Below are 16,181 nucleotides of genomic sequence, written 5' to 3' on the forward strand. Positions count from 1 at the left end.
GCGCCCTCAGATCAGCCCGTGCTCGCTCAGGTACTCCATCTGGGCCCGTACCGACAGTTCCGCCGCCGGCCACAGCGAGCGGTCCACGTCGGCGTAGACATGGGCGACGACCTCGGCCGGGGTGCGGTAGCCGTCCTCCACCGCCGTCTCCACCTGGGCGAGCCGGTGGGCGCGGTGGGCCAGGTAGAACTCGACGGCGCCCTGGGCGTCGTCCAGCACCGGCCCGTGGCCCGGCAGGACGGTGTGCACGCCGTCGTCCACCGTGAGGGACCTCAGCCGCCGCAGCGAGTCCAGATAGTCGCCGAGCCGCCCGTCGGGGTGCGCCACGACCGTCGTCCCGCGCCCGAGGACGGTGTCGCCGGTCAGCACCGCCCGGTCGGCCGGGAGATGGAAGCACAGCGAGTCCGCGGTGTGCCCGGGGGTCGGTACGACCCTCAGCTCCAGGCCGTCGACGGCGATCACGGAACCGGCGGCCAGGCCCTCGTCGCCGAGCCGCAGCGCCGGGTCGAGGGCACGCACGCGCGTACCGGTCAGCTCGGCGAAGCGGGCGGCGCCCGCGGCGTGGTCCGGGTGGCCGTGGGTGAGCAGGGTCAGGGCTATGCGCTTGCCGGCCTTCTCCGCCGTGTCCACGACGGTGCGCAGATGGCCGTCGTCCAGCGGACCGGGGTCGATCACCACGGCCTGCTCGGAGTCGGGCTCGGCGACGATCCAGGTGTTGGTGCCGTCCAGGGTCATCGCGGAGGCGTTGGGCGCGAGGACGTTGACGGCCCGTTCGGTGGCGGGGCCCGAGAGGACGGTGCCCCGGGGCTGGCCCGGCAGGGCTGCTGCGTCGGTCATGCGGGGCCTCCGCCGGTCGTCGTCGGAGCGGTCGTCCCGGCGGGCGTCACCGCGGTCGCCTCGGCCGTCGGAATGTGCTTGGTGAACTCGTCGTGCCCCGGCCAGGACAGCACGATCTCGCCGTCCCTGAGGCGGGCGCTCGCCAGCACCGCCGTCATGTCGCGCGCGGGGGCGGCCGCCAGTGCCTCGGCGGCGGTGGCGTACGGGAGCAGCTGGCGCAGGGTGGCGATGGTGGGCGGCATCATCAGCAGCTCGCCCTTGTCGTAGCCGGCGGCGGCCTCCTCGGGGCGGATCCACACCGTGCGGTCGGCCTCCGTGGAGGCGTTCCGGGTGCGCTGTCCCGCGGGGAGGGCGGCCACGAAGACCCAGGTGTCGTAGCGGCGGGCCTCGAACTCCGGGGTGATCCAGCGGGTCCAGGCGCCCAGCAGGTCCGAGCGCAGCACCAGGCCGCGCCGGTCCAGGAACTCGGCGAAGGACAGTTCGCGCGCGACCAGGGCGGCCCGGTCCGCTTCCCAGTCCTCGCCGGTGGTATCGCCGACGACCGAGTCCGGGTCGGGCCCGGCGAGCAGCACGCCGGCCTCCTCGTACGTCTCCCGGACGGCCGCGCAGACGATGGCCTGGGCGCCGTTCTCGTCCACTCCCAGCCGTTCGGCCCACCACGCCCGCGTGGGACCCGCCCAGCGGACCTGGCGGTCGTCGTCGCGCGGGTCGACTCCGCCGCCGGGATACGCGTACGCGCCTCCGGCGAAGGCCATGGAGGCGCGTCTGCGCAGCATGTGGACGACCGGGCCGTCCGGGGTGTCCTTCAGCAGCATCACCGTGGCCGCGCGCCTGGGCGTCACGGGGGTGAGGGAGCCGTCCGCGAGCGCGCGGATGCGGTCCGGCCACTCCGGGGGGTACCACTGACCGTTCGCCATGGCCGGAGGCTATCCCGTATAGGGCGAATGTTCGAGAGGTGCCCGAGGTCAGCGGGGCGGCGGTGGGCTACTGGGCGAGTTCCACCTGGATCTCGACCTCGACCGGCGCGTCCAGCGGCAGCACCGCGACGCCGACCGCGCTGCGGGCGTGCACGCCCTTGTCGCCGAGGACCTCGCCGAGCAGTTCGCTGGCGCCGTTGACGACACCGGGCTGCCCCGTGAAGTCGGAGGCCGAGGCGACGAAACCGACCACCTTCACCACGCGCGCGATGCGGTCCAGGTCGCCGATGACGGACTTCACGGCGGCCAGCGCGTTCAGCGCACAGATGCGGGCCAGGTCCTTGGCCTCCTCCGGCGTGACCTCCGCGCCCACCTTGCCGGTGACCGGCAGCTTGCCCTCCACCATCGGCAGCTGGCCGGCGGTGTAGACGTACACACCGGACTGCACGGCCGGCTGGTACGACGCCAGCGGCGGTACGACGTCCGGCAGGGTCAGGCCCAATTCGGCCAGTTTGGCCTCGACCGCGCTCACGCCTGCTTCTCCCGCTTCAGGTAGGCCACGAGCTGCTCCGGGTTGTTGGGCCCGGGCACGACCTGGACCAGCTCCCAGCCGTCCTCGCCCCAGGTGTCCAGAATCTGCTTCGTGGCATGGACGAGCAGCGGCACGGTCGCGTATTCCCACTTCTTGGTCATGAGGCCGACTGTAGCCGCTGTGACCCAAGGGGCAGACGGCCGACCACGACGTCTGTCCTCCACCGGACGGACGGCCGATCACGAGGGCTGCCGTCACCGGACACACGGCCGACCGCGGCGGCCGCTGCCACCGGACGGGCTGCCGACCGCGGCGGCTGCCGCACCGGGCACGCGGCCGGCCGCGACGACCGCTGCCCACCGAACACATGGCCGACTATGACCGCCGTTATCCACAGCCTCCCGCGTGACCGTCGGCCGGACTGGTTAGGCTCGAAGACGTGAGCAGGCTCCAGGTCGTCAGCGGCAAGGGCGGGACCGGAAAGACGACGGTCGCCGCCGCACTCGCGCTGGCCCTCGCGACCGAGGGGAAGCGGACGCTTCTCGTGGAGGTCGAGGGCCGGCAGGGCATCGCACAGCTCTTCGAAACGGAGGCGTTGCCGTATGAGGAGCGCAAGATCGCGGTCGCTCCAGGGGGCGGGGAGGTGCACGCCCTCGCCATAGACCCCGAACTCGCCCTTCTGGACTATCTCCAGATGTTCTACAAGCTGGGTGGGGCGGGCAGAGCCCTGAAGAAGCTCGGCGCCATCGACTTCGCCACCACCATCGCTCCCGGCATCAGGGACGTCCTGCTGACCGGCAAGGCGTGCGAGGCGGTGCGCCGCAAGGACAAGAAGGGGCGTTTCGTCTACGACCACGTCGTCATGGACGCACCGCCGACCGGCCGCATCACCCGCTTCCTGAACGTGAACGACGAGGTGGCGGGGCTCGCGAAGATCGGCCCGATACACAATCAGGCCCAGGCGGTGATGCGGGTGCTCAAGTCGCCGGAGACGGCGGTGCACCTGGTGGCCCTGCTGGAGGAGATGCCGGTGCAGGAGACCGCCGACGGCATCGCCGAACTCCGCGCGGCACGGCTGCCGGTCGGCCGGATCATCGTGAACATGGTCCGGCCGCAGGTGTTGGACGGGGCCGATCTGGAACTCGTACGGACCGTGGAGCGTTCCTCAGTGGCACAGGCGCTCTCGGCCGCGGGGCTCGGCGGGGCCCGGCGGGGCGGGAACGCCGAGAAGCTGGTGGACCCGCTGCTGGCGCAGGCAGCCGAGTACGCCGAGCGGTACGCGCTGGAGCAGGAGCAGCGCGCGGTCCTCGGCGAGCTGGGCCTGCCGCTGCACGAACTGCCGCTGCTCGCCGAGGGCATGGACCTCGCGGGCCTGTACGAACTCGCCACCGAGCTGCGGAAGCAGGGGTTGTCATGAGTCCGGACCCGGCCGAGGCGCAGGACACGGCCCGTCGCCTCTCCCCCACGCGTGCGCTCGACGTCGACCCGCTGCTGGACGACCCCGGGACGCGGATCGTGGTCTGCTGCGGATCCGGCGGGGTCGGCAAGACGACGACCGCGGCGGCCCTCGGGCTCCGGGCGGCCGAACGGGGCCGCAAGGTGGTCGTCCTGACCATCGACCCGGCCAAGCGGCTGGCCCAGTCGATGGGCATCGACTCCCTCGACAATGTGCCGCGCCGGGTGAAGGGCACCGAGGGCGACGGCGAACTGCACGCCATGATGCTCGACATGAAGCGCACCTTCGACGAGGTCGTGGAGGCGCACGCGGACCGCGAGCGGGCGGCCGCGATCCTGGCGAACCCCTTCTACCAGTCGCTGTCGGCGGGCTTCGCGGGCACGCAGGAGTACATGGCGATGGAGAAGCTGGGCCAGCTGCGGGCCAGGGACGAGTGGGACCTGATCGTGGTCGACACCCCGCCGTCCCGCTCGGCACTGGACTTCCTGGACGCGCCCAAGCGGCTCGGCTCCTTCCTGGACGGCCGGCTGATCCGCCTGCTCACCGCGCCCGCCAAGCTGGGCGGCCGCGCGGGGATGGCCTTCCTGAACGTCGGCATGTCGATGATGACCGGCACGCTGGGCAAGCTGCTCGGCGGTCAGCTCCTGAAGGACGTACAGACGTTCGTGGCCGCGATGGACACCACCTTCGGTGGTTTCCGTACGCGCGCGGACGCCACGTACAAGCTGCTCCAGGCGCCCGGTACGGCGTTCCTGGTGGTGGCGGCCCCGGAGCGGGACGCCTTGCGCGAGGCCGCGTACTTCGTGGAGCGGCTGGCCGCGGAGGACATGCCGCTGGTCGGTCTGGTGCTGAACCGGGTCCACGGCAGCGGCGCGGGCGGGCTGTCGGCCGAGCGGGCGCTCGCCGCCGCGGAAAATCTTGAGGACCCCCGCATTGTGGATCAGGGGGACGGGAAAGCTGGACTTCGTAACTCTCCCGACACGTACGGCAGTTCACGCGCTTCCACGTCCGAGGCCGCAGCCGGTGACACCGCTTCCGAGGAAGGCTCCCCCGCCGCAACGGAAGGCTCCCGCACCGAGACGGAGCGCCCTGTGGACCTGCTCGCCGCAGGCCTGCTGAGGCTGCACGCCGAACGCATGCAGTTGCTCTCGCGCGAGCAGCGCACGCGGGACCGGTTCACCGCCCGCCACCCCGAGGTGGCAGTGGTCGACGTCCCCGCGCTGCCCGGTGACGTCCATGACCTCGCGGGCCTGCGTGACATCGGCGCCCGGCTGGCCGCGGGCGCGGCGGGGCGCAGGGAGACGTCGTAGCGCCCGACTGCGGGCGGCTGCACGGAGCCGTACAGGCGGACCGCATACGCGCGTACCGCCGCGGGCGGAGCTGCCCGCGCGCAGGCGTGCGCGGAGTTCGGCGCCGACCGCACGCAGGGGTGTGCGGACTCGGAGTCGGCCGCGCGCAGGGGTGCGCGTGAGATCGCAGCGCGCGGCTGCGGGCGGGACTGCTGGGTCGATCGCGGCTTCCCCAGGCGAAAGCCGGATCGACGCCTCTGGTGCCCCGCGGCGGACGGCGGTGCTGTCTCGTCGGCGACTGCGGTTCCGTTGTGGCGGATCGCGCAGTTCCCCGCGCCCCCAGGGCACTGCGGCTGCGTTGCCCGAGAAGCACCCGCGAAGCCATGTGCCCGACCCGTGCTTGCTGTGCGTACGGCTGCAGTCGCCCGTGGCGTATGCCCGGCCGGGGCGATGTGCCCCCGGGATGTGCCGGAGCGTGGTGCCCTCAGCTCACCGCCGCGTAGTCCTCGTACACCTCGTCGTTGTCGAGGGGCACGATCCCGACGCCCCGCTCGTACTCCGAGCGGGCGGTTTCCAGCAGTCTGCGCCACGAGGTCACGGTGGGCCGCCGGCGCAGCAGTGCGCGGCGCTCCCGCTCCGTCATGCCTCCCCACACGCCGAATTCGACGCGGTTGTCCAGCGCATCGGCCAGGCATTCGGTGCGTACCGGGCATCCGGTGCACACCGCCTTGGCCCTGTTCTGCGCTGCTCCCTGAACGAACAGTTCATCCGGATCGGTAGTGCGGCAGGCAGCCTGCGCACTCCAGTCGGTTACCCAGCCCATACCGGCGCCGTCCTCTCCCGAATCGAGGCTCCCCCACGGCGGCAGCGGCATATTCACCGCCGCCAGTTGAGGACGTTACGGAAGGTGGGCACAGCGCAACACCCCCTTCGGGCCCAATCTTGAATGGCCCGAACGGACTATGGGTAAGCGGCAGATCACCCGGGGGAGTGAGCTGGCGACATATGCGACCGTCCCGGCAATCCGGGACAGCTGTGGTGCGCCACACCGGGCGCCACGTGACACACGAGGCGGATTCGGACACGTTCCCCTCAAAAAACGGGGCACGACCGGAACGATTCGGGGTCGCCGGACGTATTGATACGTGACCGCACTGCTGTGACAGTTGAGAGCAGCTTAGGCCAAGGCCTGCGCGCGTGTCCGGAAAATGCGAACGTAGGTCTCTTGCTTTGCCGCGCCGTGAGGTGCAACGGCACCGCCCGCCGGGGAGTCCGGCACTGCCCGCCGAGGTCCGGCGCTGCTCGGGGCTGCCCGCCACCGCTCGACGCCGCCCGGCACTCTCCTCCCGTACGTCACGATCCGGCACCCGAACATCCCGACGGGGGGCCGGTCCCTCGGAACGCTCATAAGTACGGATTAGGCTGCCCCCATGCCAAAGAAGCGCTCGGGCAGTGGCCTGTCGGCAACGCAACAGGCCGCCAAGTTCCTCGGTGTCAGTGTGCTCGCGGGAGCCGTGATGGCCGGCATCGCGCTGCCCGCGGCCGGCGCGCTGGGCCTCGCGGCCAAGGGCTCGGTCAAGAGCTTCGACGAGATCCCGGCCAATCTGAAGAGTCCCCAGCTGAGTCAGCGCACGACGATCCTGGACAACCGGGGCAACCAGATCGCGACCGTCTACTCCCGCGACCGTACGGTGGTCGACCTCGAGGACATCTCGCCGTACATGCAGAAGGCGATCGTCGCCATCGAGGACTCGCGCTTCTACAAGCACGGCGCGATCGACCTCAAGGGCGTACTGCGCGCGGTGAACAAGAACGCGCAGGAAGGCGGGGTCGCCCAGGGCGCCTCCACGCTCACCCAGCAGCTGGTGAAGAACTACTTCATCGAGGAGGCCGGCGACGACCCGACGAAGGTCGCCCAGGCCACCCAGCAGACCCTCGGCCGCAAAATCCGCGAGCTGAAGTACGCGATCCAGATCGAGGAACAGCTGGGTAAGAAGAAGATCCTCGAGAACTACCTCAACATCACCTTCTTCGGCGAGCAGGCCTACGGCGTCGAGGCCGCCGCCCAGCGCTACTTCTCCAAGCACGCCAAGAACCTGAACGTGCAGGAGGCCGCGCTGCTGGCGGGCATCGTGCAGTCCCCGAGCCGCTACGACCCCGTCAACGACGAGGCCGAGGCCACCAAGCGGCGCAACATCGTCCTGCAGCGCATGGCGGAACTCGGCGACATCTCCCAGAAGGAGGCCGACGAGGCCAAGGGCAAGCCGCTCGGACTCCGCACCAGCCAGCCGAAGAACGGCTGCATCACCGCGGTCCAGGGCGCCGGCTTCTTCTGCGACTACGTGCGCGAGGTCTTCCTGACCGACCCGGCCTTCGGCAAGACCAAGGAGGTCCGGGCGAAGCTCTGGAACCAGGGCGGTCTGACGATCCGGACGACGCTCGACCCGCAGGCACAGCAGTCCGTGCAGGACTCGATCAAGGAACACGTCTACAAGAGCGACGGCGTGGCGACGGCCGCGACCATCGTCGAACCGGGCACCGGCAAGATCCTCGCCATGGGGCAGTCCCGGCCGTACGGCTTCGGCAAGCACGAGACCCAGATCAACCTGTCCGTGAACCAGGACATGGGCGGCGGAGCCGGCTACCAGCCCGGTTCGACGTTCAAGCCGATCGTGGCCGCGGCCGCCATCGAGGGCGGCAAGCCCGCGACACAGCAGTACTCGTCGCCGTACGAGATGACGTACCCGAGCCCGGTGTCCGCGTGCGACGGCAAGACCTGGCGCAACAACCCCAGGAAGCCTGAGAAGCTCACGAACGAGAACGAGTCGGAGCACGGCCCGTACGGCATGAAGGAAGCGACCGCCAAGTCGGTCAACACCTACTACGTGCAGCTGATCAGCGACATCGGCATCTGCCCGGTCGTCGACATGGCCAAGAAGATGGGGGTGGCGCGCGCGGACGGCCGCAAGATCGACCAGGCGCCCTCCATCGCGCTCGGCACCCAGGAGATGTCCCCGCTGACGATGGCGAGCGCGTACGCCACCTTCGCCTCGCGCGGTATGTACTGCAGCCCGGTCGCCATCGAGTCGATCACGCAGAAGGCCGGCAGGGAGCAGAAGTCCCTGGAGGTGCCGAAGTCCACCTGCTCGCGCGCGATGTCGGAGACGACCGCCGACACCGTCAGCACGCTTCTCAAGGGCGTGGTCGAGGACGGCACGGGCCAGGAGGCCGGTCTCGACAACCGCGCGAGCGCGGGCAAGACGGGTACGACGGACGAGCGCTTCGCCGCCTGGTTCGTCGGCTACACCCCGAACATGGCGGGCGCGGTCTGGGTCGGCGACCCGGCCCACAAGCGGCGGATGATCAACATCACCATCGGCGGCACCCCCTACGACAAGGTCTTCGGTGGCGCGGTCCCGGGCCCGATCTGGCGCGACATGATGACCGGCGCCCTGGAGGGCAAGCCCGCGCCGGACTTCAACCTGGTCGACATCCCCGAGGAGGACAACGGGGACGGCCAGGGAAAAGGCGACAGGGGGGAGCACGAGGGGACCAACGAGGACCCGGGACAGGTGATCGGGGGGCTGATCGGCGGCCTGACGGACGGGGGCGCCACTGACGGCGCCACCACGGCCGGCACGACCACCGGCGCCATCGGCGGCACCGTCCCGACGCCGACCTTCTCCCTCCCCGGCAACTTCATCCAGGGCCAGGGCAACGGCGGCAGAAACGGCAACGGCAACGGGGGCCAGCGAGGTTAGGTCCCTGACGGCACGGCGGCGGGGCCGCCGTACCGCACTGCCTGTGTTGCTCTGTACGTCTTCCGGTCGGGTCGCTCAGCCCTGGAGGAGCTTCTTCACCGCGGCGGCGACGCGGCCGCCCTCGGCCTGACCGGCCACCTTGGGGTTCACGATCTTCATGACGGCGCCCATGGCCCGCGGGCCCTCGGCACCGGCCGCCTTCGCCTCTTCCACGGCCTGGGCGACGATCGCGTTCAGCTCGTCGTCGGACAGCTGCTTGGGCAGGTACTCGGCGAGCACCTCGCCCTCCGCCTTCTCCCGCTCGGCCTGCTCGGCACGACCACCCTGCGCGAAGGCGTCCGCGGCCTCGCGGCGCTTCTTCGCCTCGCGGGTGATCACCTTCAGCACCTCGTCGTCGGAGAGCTCACGCTTCTCCTTCCCCGCGACCTCCTCCTTGGTGATCGCGGCGAGCGTCAGCCGGAGGGTCGAGGAGCGGAGCTCGTCGCGCTCCTTGATCGCGGCGTTGAGGTCGTCGTGCAGCTTCGACTTGAGCGTGGTGGTCATGGGCTCGATTGTCGCAGGTGCAGCGCGCGGAACGCCCGCTGATTTAAAGGGCCGGCCGGTCTGGTGGTGCTGCCGGGGTCTGACACGATGGTCGTATGCGCGCGCGATACGGAGTACCTCTGGGAATCATGGCGGCAGGCGCCGCCGGGCTGGCGTACGCGGCGGGCTTCGAGGCCCGCTCCTTCCGCCTCCGACGAGTGACGGTCCCGGTCCTCCCACCGGGCATGCGCCCACTGCGCATGCTCCAGGTCTCCGACATCCACATGGTGAGCGGCCAGCGCAAGAAGCAGCGTTGGCTGCAGTCGCTGGCGGGCCTGCGCCCGGACTTCGTGATCAACACCGGCGACAACCTGTCGGACCCGCACGGCGTGCCGGAGGTCCTGGACGCGCTCGGCCCCCTGATGGAGTTCCCGGGCGCCTACGTCTTCGGCTCCAACGACTACTACGGCCCCAAACTCCGCAACCCGGCCCGCTACTTGCTGGAGAAGGCGAACGGCCGCCACGGCCTGAACGGCAACGCGCCCGCGGTGGGCGCGATCCACAACCCGTGGGAGGACCTGCGCGACGGCTTCGACGCGGCGGGCTGGCTGAATCTGACGAACACGCGCGGTGTCCTGAAGGTCGAGGGCGTGTCGATCGAACTGACCGGCCTGGACGACCCGCACATCAAGCGCGACCGCTACGCGCAGGTGGCCGGCGGGCCGTCCGGCACGTACGACTTCTCGATGGGCGTGGTCCACGCGCCGTACCTGCGCACCCTGGACGCCTTCACGGCGGACGGCTACCCGCTGATCCTGGCCGGCCACACCCACGGCGGCCAGCTGTGCATCCCCTTCTACGGCGCCCTCGTCACCAACTGCGACCTGGACACGGACCGGGTGAAGGGCCTCTCCACCCACACGGCCGAGGGCCACACCTCCTACCTCCACGTCTCGGCAGGCTGCGGCACCAACCGCTACACCCCGGTCCGCTTCGCCTGCCCCCCGGAGGCGACGCTGCTGACGCTGGTGGGGCGGGAGTAAAGGGGGAAGGCCGACTGAGCAGGGGCGGGGGAGCAACGGAGGAGGAAGTGGGTGGAGGCGTAACCCACTTGGGCTAGCCCACATGGCCGCGCCCCTCCCCCGCTCCTAGCGTGAGGGCATGACCGCCCCGATACCCAGGGAAATCCCGGACCTGCCCGCGGTCCCGGGCCCACCCCTGCTGCTCCCCGCCCCGGTGCCGGCCACGGCGGTGGTGGCCCCGGTCCGCCGCCCCCCGACGGCGGTGTTCCGTCTGCTGATCGCCGTGGCAGCGGCCGCGGGCGTCGCCCTGGAACTCCTGCTGGGCACCCCCGCCCGCATCCTGAGCTACTTCAGCGTCCAGGCCAACGTGCTGCTGGCCGTGGTCATGCTCCTGTCGGCGCGCAGGGCCTGGCGGGCCCGCCGCCCGCTCCCGTCCGCCGTGACGGGCGCCACACTCCTCTACGTCGTGATCTCCGCGCTGGTCTACCACCTGCTGCTGGCCCATACGACGCCCCCGTTCTCCATGACGGGCGCGACGACAGCCCCGGAACGCTGGCACGCCCAGTGGGCGGCGCTGCAGATCCTGCACACGCTGGTCCCCGCGGCGGCCCTGCTGGACTGGCTGCTCCTCACCCCCGGGGCCCGCCTGCACCTCCGCCAGGCCGCGGCCTGGCTCCTCTACCCCCTGGCCTACCTGGCCTTCCTTCTGACCCGGGCGGCCTTCCTCCCGCCCTCCGACCCCTCCCGCCACCTCTACCCCTTCCTGGACGTGGCCGCCCACGGCTACCGCAGCACCCTGGCCAACGCCCTCCTCCTGGGCCTCGCGATCTACGCCCTGGCCGTCCTCCTCGTGGCCCTGGACCACGCCCGGCCGGCCCCGGTCCGCCACCGCGTCTAAACCGGATTTCGTCTACAGCCACCGGTGGGCTAAAGTAAACGTCGTCGCCGCGAGAAGCAGCGACATCGGGGTGTAGCGCAGCTTGGCAGCGCGCTTCGTTCGGGACGAAGAGGTCGTGGGTTCAAATCCCGCCACCCCGACGCCGTAGTACCAGGTCAGGGGCCTGATCCGCGAGAGCGGGTCGGGCCCCTGATTCATTCGCCGGGGCTCCTGGGAGCCATTTGGGAGCCAACCTCGTTATCCGGCTCCCAGCCGCTCCCCTTCCATCCCAACGGAGGCGGCTGCTGGCAATCATGGGGAAGCCGTCGCACGACTGTGCGCCTCTCCGCTGCGGCCTTGCCAGTGCTCCCGAGCCTGCGCTTGGGGCCCTCCGGCCCGGCAGGAGGCATCGGTCTCATGTCAGCTCGCGGAGCGCGCCGATCTACGTCGGAGGCATGAATGGCCATGTCTGTCGGCAGTCTCTCGTTGTGGATCCCCGTTGCCCAGGTGCGGGCAAGCGGCCGAGACTTCGCACGGAGCATTCCGGGGAGTTCTCTTGATCCGGCTGACCGCGGCCGTGAATGACATGGGTGTCAGTGCCCTACGGCACCATGGCAAGACGCTCTCCGCACCGAAGCGCGGTGGTCCTCGTGTCGACCCGGAGTCGATCAGCCACCCGGGCAGGGACTCGGACGAGCACTCAGGCGAGCCCTCGACACGAATCGGAGCCTCATGGCCAGCGGTGGAGCCATCCCCAGTCTTCCCCTGAACTTCCTGTGCGCGATCGTCGCCGACAGTGGAGCAGATGATCCGCCCTCGCGGATGGCCGCCGAGCACGCCCGGTCGATGAAAGACGGGCAAGAGCGACGGGAGCTGCTCGAAGCGCTGTTGCGCGGCCCCTGCGGCAGTTCTGCTCCGTCGTGGCTGCTGGAAGCCGCGGTCGACAGCGACCTGGCGAGGAAGCCACCGCAGTCAGATCCGTTCTACGGACCGTCCATGGATCTGGCTCTGCTGGCTCTGTCGCACTCCTCCTGCACACCGCAGTTGCGGCGCGAATCGCTGCGCCGCTGTACTGCCGTCCAGCTCGGCCGCCTCGGCTCGGCAGAGGCTGACGGCATGGTAGCTGACGCCGTCGCGGAGGCGCTCCGCGAACGGGCACCGGTCCCGCAGCGCATGACGGTCGACTTGCTGGAAACCCCGACGGATGCCCAACTGGTACTGCGACAGCACCGACTGCACAGCGCCGTCATCACTGCGGCTGTCGATCTACTGCCGTCCTATCCACTCGTCGACGAGAAAGAGGGTGAGGCGACGTCGACGTGGCTAGAGAGGCAGGATGCTGCCGAGCGGGCCTGGCAAAACATGTGGAAGCAGGTCGTGACCACGCATCCGGAACACCACCGGCTCCTCGTCGAGTGGTCCGACGACAAAGACGCCGGTCACGTCATCCGAGAGCACCTGCTCGGCAGCATCCCCTGGGACGTTGAGCCAGAACTCCTCGCGGAGGTCGCCCAGGACGACCTCGCCTCCTTCCCGCACTCCGTGCTCACCACCCGGATGTGCCGCATGCGCCGGAACGGGGCAACAGAGGAATCGGTGAGGGAGCACTTCGCGAATGATCTGGCGGAACTCATCCCTGAGCAGCGCAAGCGCATCGACCGAATTCTGTCGGACGACGAGTACGGTCTGCGTTTCGGCTGCCGGACTGCCATATCCCGCATCGCGTCTGCTGCGGAAGGTAGGTGGCGGTACATCCTCAATCCCGATCAGGCGCAGAAGTACGGGCGCCCTCACGTTTGGCGAACCTCTCAGGACCAGTTGGCCTTCCTGGCCCAGAAGTTCGCCAAGCATGCGGCCGTTGCTCTGGAGCTGTGGGAACCCGATCGGGAAGCACCGATTCGCTCGGCGAAAGATCTGCGCTGGGTGCGCGACCTGCTGCAGCACCTGCCGGTGGTGACCCCGGAGGTGAAGGAGAAGGCGCGCACGATCTGCCGTGAGGCGAGACGTGGGCTGGCGGGGCGCCGGGACTACGGCAGGTACGGGCTGGACTCAGACGTCCAGCAGGCGCGTGAACTCCTTGACACCATCGAGCGGATGACCGCAGAACCGCTCCCGGATCCCGGGCCGGCGCGCACCGCGTCCCTCGGCCGGCCGGACCAGGTCACCGTGCGCGACCTCGCGGGAGCTCCGGACACTGTCCTCGATGACTACCTGCGGCGGCACCCGGGCGATGACAGCCTCGTGGAGAGGGCCCTGCTGGCCTTCGCCTCCCGTGCGTACCACCGCGACCTGTCCTTCGCGGACATACTGACATGCCACTCGGATCCGCAGCGCGCGCTGCTGGCCCTCACGCAGAGTCTGCGCCGACTCCTGGGCGGTGGACCGAACCTGCGGGAGGCGTGGGTCGACGCCGTGCTGAACCTACCCGGTACCGAGACCGAACTGATCCGCGTCCTGCCTGCCTGGACGGCTCTCAAGGCCAAAGGGCCTCACGGGCAAACAGCGCACCCAGCGGTTACCTCGGTCGTACGCACCGCCCTTGGTAACAGCTCCGAGGCATGGCAACGGTTTGCAACGAGCCCAGCCAGCTATGCGGGGCCCACGGCATGGCTCCGCCTAGGTGGCCTCCTCGACGCTGCCGCGAACGGAACGCCCTGGCCCACGCCCCCGCCCAAGTAGCCGAACCCGCTTGCCGGTGGCGATCGCGGTGTTGCTGATCAGTCCGACTTCGGTGGCCTTGGCCCGCAGCACGAGCGTGGCGGTGGCGCCGTCATCCAGCTCGCCCACCGCCCACCGCCCGGTGGCGGGGTCGTAGCCTCCCGACGTGCCGTCGGCGGACAGGAAGGTGAGGCTGTCGGAGAGCGGGTCTGTGACGGTGACGCCGGTGGCACCGTTCGGGCCCGTGTTGTGAACGGTGATGCGGTAGGTCACCGTCTGGCCGACGGTGACGGTGGTCGCGTCGACCGCTTTCGTCACGGTCAGGTCGGCAGCCGGTTTGACCTGCGTGACCTGCTCGTTGCAGGTAGAGGTCAACGACTCCGGCCTGTCGCCGAGCCGGTTCTCGTAGGAGGCGGTGGCAGTGTTCGTGATCTGTTTGCCGCCGCTGGCCCGGTCGATGGTGACCCGGTACTCCACCGTGGTCCCCGCCGACTGGGTCGCGGTGCTGGGCAGGCTGCCACCTGCCGCGCCGGAAGCGCCGTTGCCGAGATGGAACACGACCTTGTTCGCCGTGGCGTCGTAGTACGCCTGGTCGTCGCTTCTCGCGTGCGCATTCAGCGCCCATCTATCGGCCGGGAGTGCGCCGTGCTCGGCGATGGCGTCGAGGTGGCGTCCTCGCTGACGCAAGGTTCCAGGAAGACACGGAGACGCACGGGCCAAGTGGCTCAGGCGCCGCCAGGTGATCCGGGGTGGGAGGCCGTGTGCTTGTCGTGGTCGATGACCGGCAGAACGGCGGCCGTGCACATGAGGTGCAGGACCGCGGCTGCGGCGACGCCGTCGGCAAGGGGCCGCCTCAAGGGCTGGAGAAGGGCGGTGCGACAGTCCCCAGCGGCTGGATCCGCGGCCCCTCCGTGTCGGTCAGAGGCACACCGACCGACGCGTCACCTCATCGCCCCCCTACCCGAGAACCGAAGACGATGTGCAGCCGAGACTGGCGCGGCTGGCGACGGTGAAGGAGATACTTCCGAAGTTCTCCCAGAGGTTGTTGATGTTGGCGAACAGCCACTTGGTGGTCAGGCTGTGGTCGGCCGACGAGAGGGTGGCGGTACGTCCCTCCGTACCGGGCTTGATCCGGAACTTCACCACGGTGTCTGCCAGCTTGTGCGGCGGTGTCTCCTGGGCACTCAGGGTCGTCCCGGCGAGGCTCCCCGGCCCTGCAACCCACTCGACATCGGCCACCGCCATGACCGAGGCCAGATTGACCCGGTGGATGTGGTACTGCGATCCCACGGGATTGCGTGTGGTGTCCGGGCGCCACCTGAACGTGAACGTCGACCCCGGCGCGATCCGCCCGCCGAACGGGTTCGGCGACGACGATTCGTTGATCACGCCTTCGCCCAACCGGGTGCCGAACACGTTCCGCCAGTAGAACTGCGGCTTGAGCCACGCGTTGCCCGGTTGGATGCACTCCGGGTCACGCGCTGCCGTGGTCTGCGTAGCCGCGGCAGGCTGTGCCTGCGCCGTGGCTGCGTTGGCGGGCAAGAGCGACGCCATCAGCATCGTCGCCGCCAGTACCCCCAGGCCCCAGGCATCCCGTGCCGTCCGCCGCGTCGGCAGCACCGGCATGGCTGTGCCCCTGCTGCGGGCCGCCGGTGTGTTTTCCGTTTCGAGCATGCTTCGTCCTTTCTACGCCGCTTGGGGCCGTCGGCGGCCCGGGTGAGTGCCGGAACCGCCGACGAGCCGGTTCGTCGGGGGCGGTCAGTCCTCGTTGGGGTCGAGGACGCGGCCCTTGAGCTTGATCGGGTTGGCGGCGCCCACCTTGAGCTGGCCGTCGGTGTAGCGGCCCGGCGTCGCACCGTCGACGGCGGTCACCTGAGCGCCGTAGCCGAGGCACTCCTGGTTGGTCGACAGGTACGGGTTGTGGGTGAACGTCAGGGTGCGGCCCCCGTCACCGAGGGTGCCCTGGGTGGTTTCCAGGTTGCCCTTCGCCTGGAGGGTGTTGACGTCGTGGTAGGCCCAGGAGAGCCAGCCGGTGAACACGAAGCCGGTGGGCGCCTTCAGGGTGAAGGTGATGTCTCCGGGGTTCACCGGGTCGGGGACGGTGCTGAGGATGCCGAAGCTGAGGTGGGCCGGGACTCCGCCCGGGGCGTCCTCGACGATGCCCTGCTGGAGGATGTAGAGCTTGTTCTCGGAACCCGGCTGGACGGGGGCCTGGGTCTGCGTGGCCATGGGTATCCCTTCTGTGGATGGGTGCGTCCGCGTGAGCGGATCCGCCGGTGGCGGGCTTGGGGACCGGGCCCGCTCATGGGC

General features: G+C 70.0%; 15 protein-coding genes and 1 tRNA gene. 7 read left to right on the forward strand and 9 right to left on the reverse strand.

What is annotated here, in order from left to right; translation table 11 throughout:
• Positions 1–6: 6 nt before the first annotated feature.
• From ACGFRF_RS13970 to ACGFRF_RS13985, 4 genes are all read right to left on the reverse strand, one after another.
• Positions 7–837: an MBL fold metallo-hydrolase gene (locus ACGFRF_RS13970; RefSeq protein WP_393739493.1), complete on the reverse strand. Its 831-nt coding sequence runs from the start codon at positions 835–837 to the stop codon at positions 7–9.
• Complete coding sequence (locus ACGFRF_RS13975) at positions 834–1,754, reverse strand: NUDIX hydrolase (protein WP_393739494.1); 921 nt, start codon at positions 1,752–1,754, stop codon at positions 834–836. The genes ACGFRF_RS13970 and ACGFRF_RS13975 overlap by 4 nt, the downstream gene beginning before the upstream one ends.
• 67 nt (positions 1,755–1,821) lie before the next feature.
• Entirely contained in the window at positions 1,822–2,286 is a 465-nt protein-coding gene (locus ACGFRF_RS13980) for a RidA family protein (RefSeq protein WP_393739496.1), read from the reverse strand.
• The gene (locus ACGFRF_RS13985; protein ID WP_136744038.1) at positions 2,283–2,447 is read right to left on the reverse strand and encodes a DUF4177 domain-containing protein; all 165 of its coding nucleotides are present in this window, start codon (positions 2,445–2,447) and stop codon (positions 2,283–2,285) included. Before ACGFRF_RS13985 ends, ACGFRF_RS13980 begins: the two co-directional genes overlap by 4 nt.
• 278 nt (positions 2,448–2,725) lie before the next feature.
• Between ACGFRF_RS13985 and ACGFRF_RS13990 the strand changes: the two genes are divergently transcribed.
• Together ACGFRF_RS13990 and ACGFRF_RS13995 are read left to right on the forward strand one after the other, a co-directional pair.
• Positions 2,726–3,703 (forward strand): ArsA family ATPase, encoded by a 978-nt coding sequence (locus ACGFRF_RS13990; RefSeq protein WP_393739498.1) that lies wholly within the window; start codon positions 2,726–2,728, stop codon positions 3,701–3,703.
• Entirely contained in the window at positions 3,700–5,052 is a 1,353-nt protein-coding gene (locus ACGFRF_RS13995; protein WP_393739500.1) for an ArsA family ATPase, read from the forward strand. Before ACGFRF_RS13990 ends, ACGFRF_RS13995 begins: the two co-directional genes overlap by 4 nt.
• Before the next feature lie 463 nt (positions 5,053–5,515).
• Here ACGFRF_RS13995 and wblA read toward each other — a convergent pair whose 3' ends face one another.
• Positions 5,516–5,854: a transcriptional regulator WblA gene (gene wblA / locus ACGFRF_RS14000; RefSeq protein ID WP_393740136.1), complete on the reverse strand. Its 339-nt coding sequence runs from the start codon at positions 5,852–5,854 to the stop codon at positions 5,516–5,518.
• Between the two features lie 607 nt (positions 5,855–6,461).
• On the opposite strand from wblA, the gene ACGFRF_RS14005 reads away from it, so the two are divergent.
• Positions 6,462–8,792, forward strand: coding sequence for a transglycosylase domain-containing protein (locus ACGFRF_RS14005; RefSeq protein ID WP_393739502.1), 2,331 nt, complete (start codon positions 6,462–6,464; stop codon positions 8,790–8,792).
• 75 nt (positions 8,793–8,867) lie between these two features.
• Here ACGFRF_RS14005 and ACGFRF_RS14010 read toward each other — a convergent pair whose 3' ends face one another.
• Positions 8,868–9,335: a GatB/YqeY domain-containing protein gene (locus ACGFRF_RS14010; protein ID WP_356938574.1), complete on the reverse strand. Its 468-nt coding sequence runs from the start codon at positions 9,333–9,335 to the stop codon at positions 8,868–8,870.
• Positions 9,336–9,430: 95 nt separating this feature from the next.
• Here ACGFRF_RS14010 and ACGFRF_RS14015 point away from each other — a divergent pair, with 95 nt between their 5' ends.
• From ACGFRF_RS14015 to ACGFRF_RS14030, 4 genes are all read left to right on the forward strand, one after another.
• The gene (locus tag ACGFRF_RS14015) at positions 9,431–10,357 is read left to right on the forward strand and encodes a metallophosphoesterase (RefSeq protein ID WP_393739504.1); all 927 of its coding nucleotides are present in this window, start codon (positions 9,431–9,433) and stop codon (positions 10,355–10,357) included.
• A gap of 118 nt (positions 10,358–10,475) precedes the next feature.
• Positions 10,476–11,234: a Pr6Pr family membrane protein gene (locus ACGFRF_RS14020; protein WP_393739506.1), complete on the forward strand. Its 759-nt coding sequence runs from the start codon at positions 10,476–10,478 to the stop codon at positions 11,232–11,234.
• Between the two features lie 66 nt (positions 11,235–11,300).
• A tRNA-Pro gene (locus ACGFRF_RS14025) sits at positions 11,301–11,374 on the forward strand.
• Between the two features lie 571 nt (positions 11,375–11,945).
• On the forward strand, positions 11,946–13,892 hold the full coding sequence (locus ACGFRF_RS14030) for a hypothetical protein (RefSeq protein ID WP_393739508.1): 1,947 nt from the start codon (positions 11,946–11,948) through the stop codon (positions 13,890–13,892).
• On the opposite strand, the gene ACGFRF_RS14035 is transcribed toward ACGFRF_RS14030, so the two are convergent.
• From ACGFRF_RS14035 to ACGFRF_RS14045, 3 genes are all read right to left on the reverse strand, one after another.
• Positions 13,830–14,558, reverse strand: a complete 729-nt coding sequence (locus tag ACGFRF_RS14035; RefSeq protein ID WP_393739510.1) for a DUF11 domain-containing protein — start codon at positions 14,556–14,558, stop codon at positions 13,830–13,832. The genes ACGFRF_RS14030 and ACGFRF_RS14035 overlap by 63 nt on opposite strands.
• A gap of 270 nt (positions 14,559–14,828) precedes the next feature.
• Positions 14,829–15,545: a hypothetical protein gene (locus tag ACGFRF_RS14040; RefSeq protein ID WP_393739512.1), complete on the reverse strand. Its 717-nt coding sequence runs from the start codon at positions 15,543–15,545 to the stop codon at positions 14,829–14,831.
• Positions 15,546–15,629: 84 nt separating this feature from the next.
• On the reverse strand, positions 15,630–16,100 hold the full coding sequence (locus ACGFRF_RS14045) for a hypothetical protein (protein ID WP_393739514.1): 471 nt from the start codon (positions 16,098–16,100) through the stop codon (positions 15,630–15,632).
• Between the last annotated feature and the right edge of the window lie 81 nt (positions 16,101–16,181).

Source organism: Streptomyces sp. NPDC048521, from assembly GCF_043199855.1.
GTDB lineage: Bacteria > Actinomycetota > Actinomycetes > Streptomycetales > Streptomycetaceae > Streptomyces.

Bases quoted from the DNA above. Each gene is read 5' to 3' on its own strand.
- ACGFRF_RS13970 (WP_393739493.1), bottom strand. From the start codon at position 837: ATGACCGACGCAGCAGCCCTGCCGGGCCAGCCCCGGGGCACCGTCCTC.
- ACGFRF_RS13975 (WP_393739494.1), bottom strand. From the start codon at position 1,754: ATGGCGAACGGTCAGTGGTACCCCCCGGAGTGGCCGGACCGCATCCGC.
- ACGFRF_RS13985 (WP_136744038.1), bottom strand. From the start codon at position 2,447: ATGACCAAGAAGTGGGAATACGCGACCGTGCCGCTGCTCGTCCATGCC.
- ACGFRF_RS13995 (WP_393739500.1), top strand. From the start codon at position 3,700: ATGAGTCCGGACCCGGCCGAGGCGCAGGACACGGCCCGTCGCCTCTCC.
- wblA (WP_393740136.1), bottom strand. From the start codon at position 5,854: ATGGGCTGGGTAACCGACTGGAGTGCGCAGGCTGCCTGCCGCACTACC.
- ACGFRF_RS14005 (WP_393739502.1), top strand. From the start codon at position 6,462: ATGCCAAAGAAGCGCTCGGGCAGTGGCCTGTCGGCAACGCAACAGGCC.
- ACGFRF_RS14010 (WP_356938574.1), bottom strand. From the start codon at position 9,335: ATGACCACCACGCTCAAGTCGAAGCTGCACGACGACCTCAACGCCGCG.
- ACGFRF_RS14015 (WP_393739504.1), top strand. From the start codon at position 9,431: ATGCGCGCGCGATACGGAGTACCTCTGGGAATCATGGCGGCAGGCGCC.
- ACGFRF_RS14020 (WP_393739506.1), top strand. From the start codon at position 10,476: ATGACCGCCCCGATACCCAGGGAAATCCCGGACCTGCCCGCGGTCCCG.
- ACGFRF_RS14030 (WP_393739508.1), top strand. From the start codon at position 11,946: ATGGCCAGCGGTGGAGCCATCCCCAGTCTTCCCCTGAACTTCCTGTGC.
- ACGFRF_RS14040 (WP_393739512.1), bottom strand. From the start codon at position 15,545: ATGCTCGAAACGGAAAACACACCGGCGGCCCGCAGCAGGGGCACAGCC.
- ACGFRF_RS14045 (WP_393739514.1), bottom strand. From the start codon at position 16,100: ATGGCCACGCAGACCCAGGCCCCCGTCCAGCCGGGTTCCGAGAACAAG.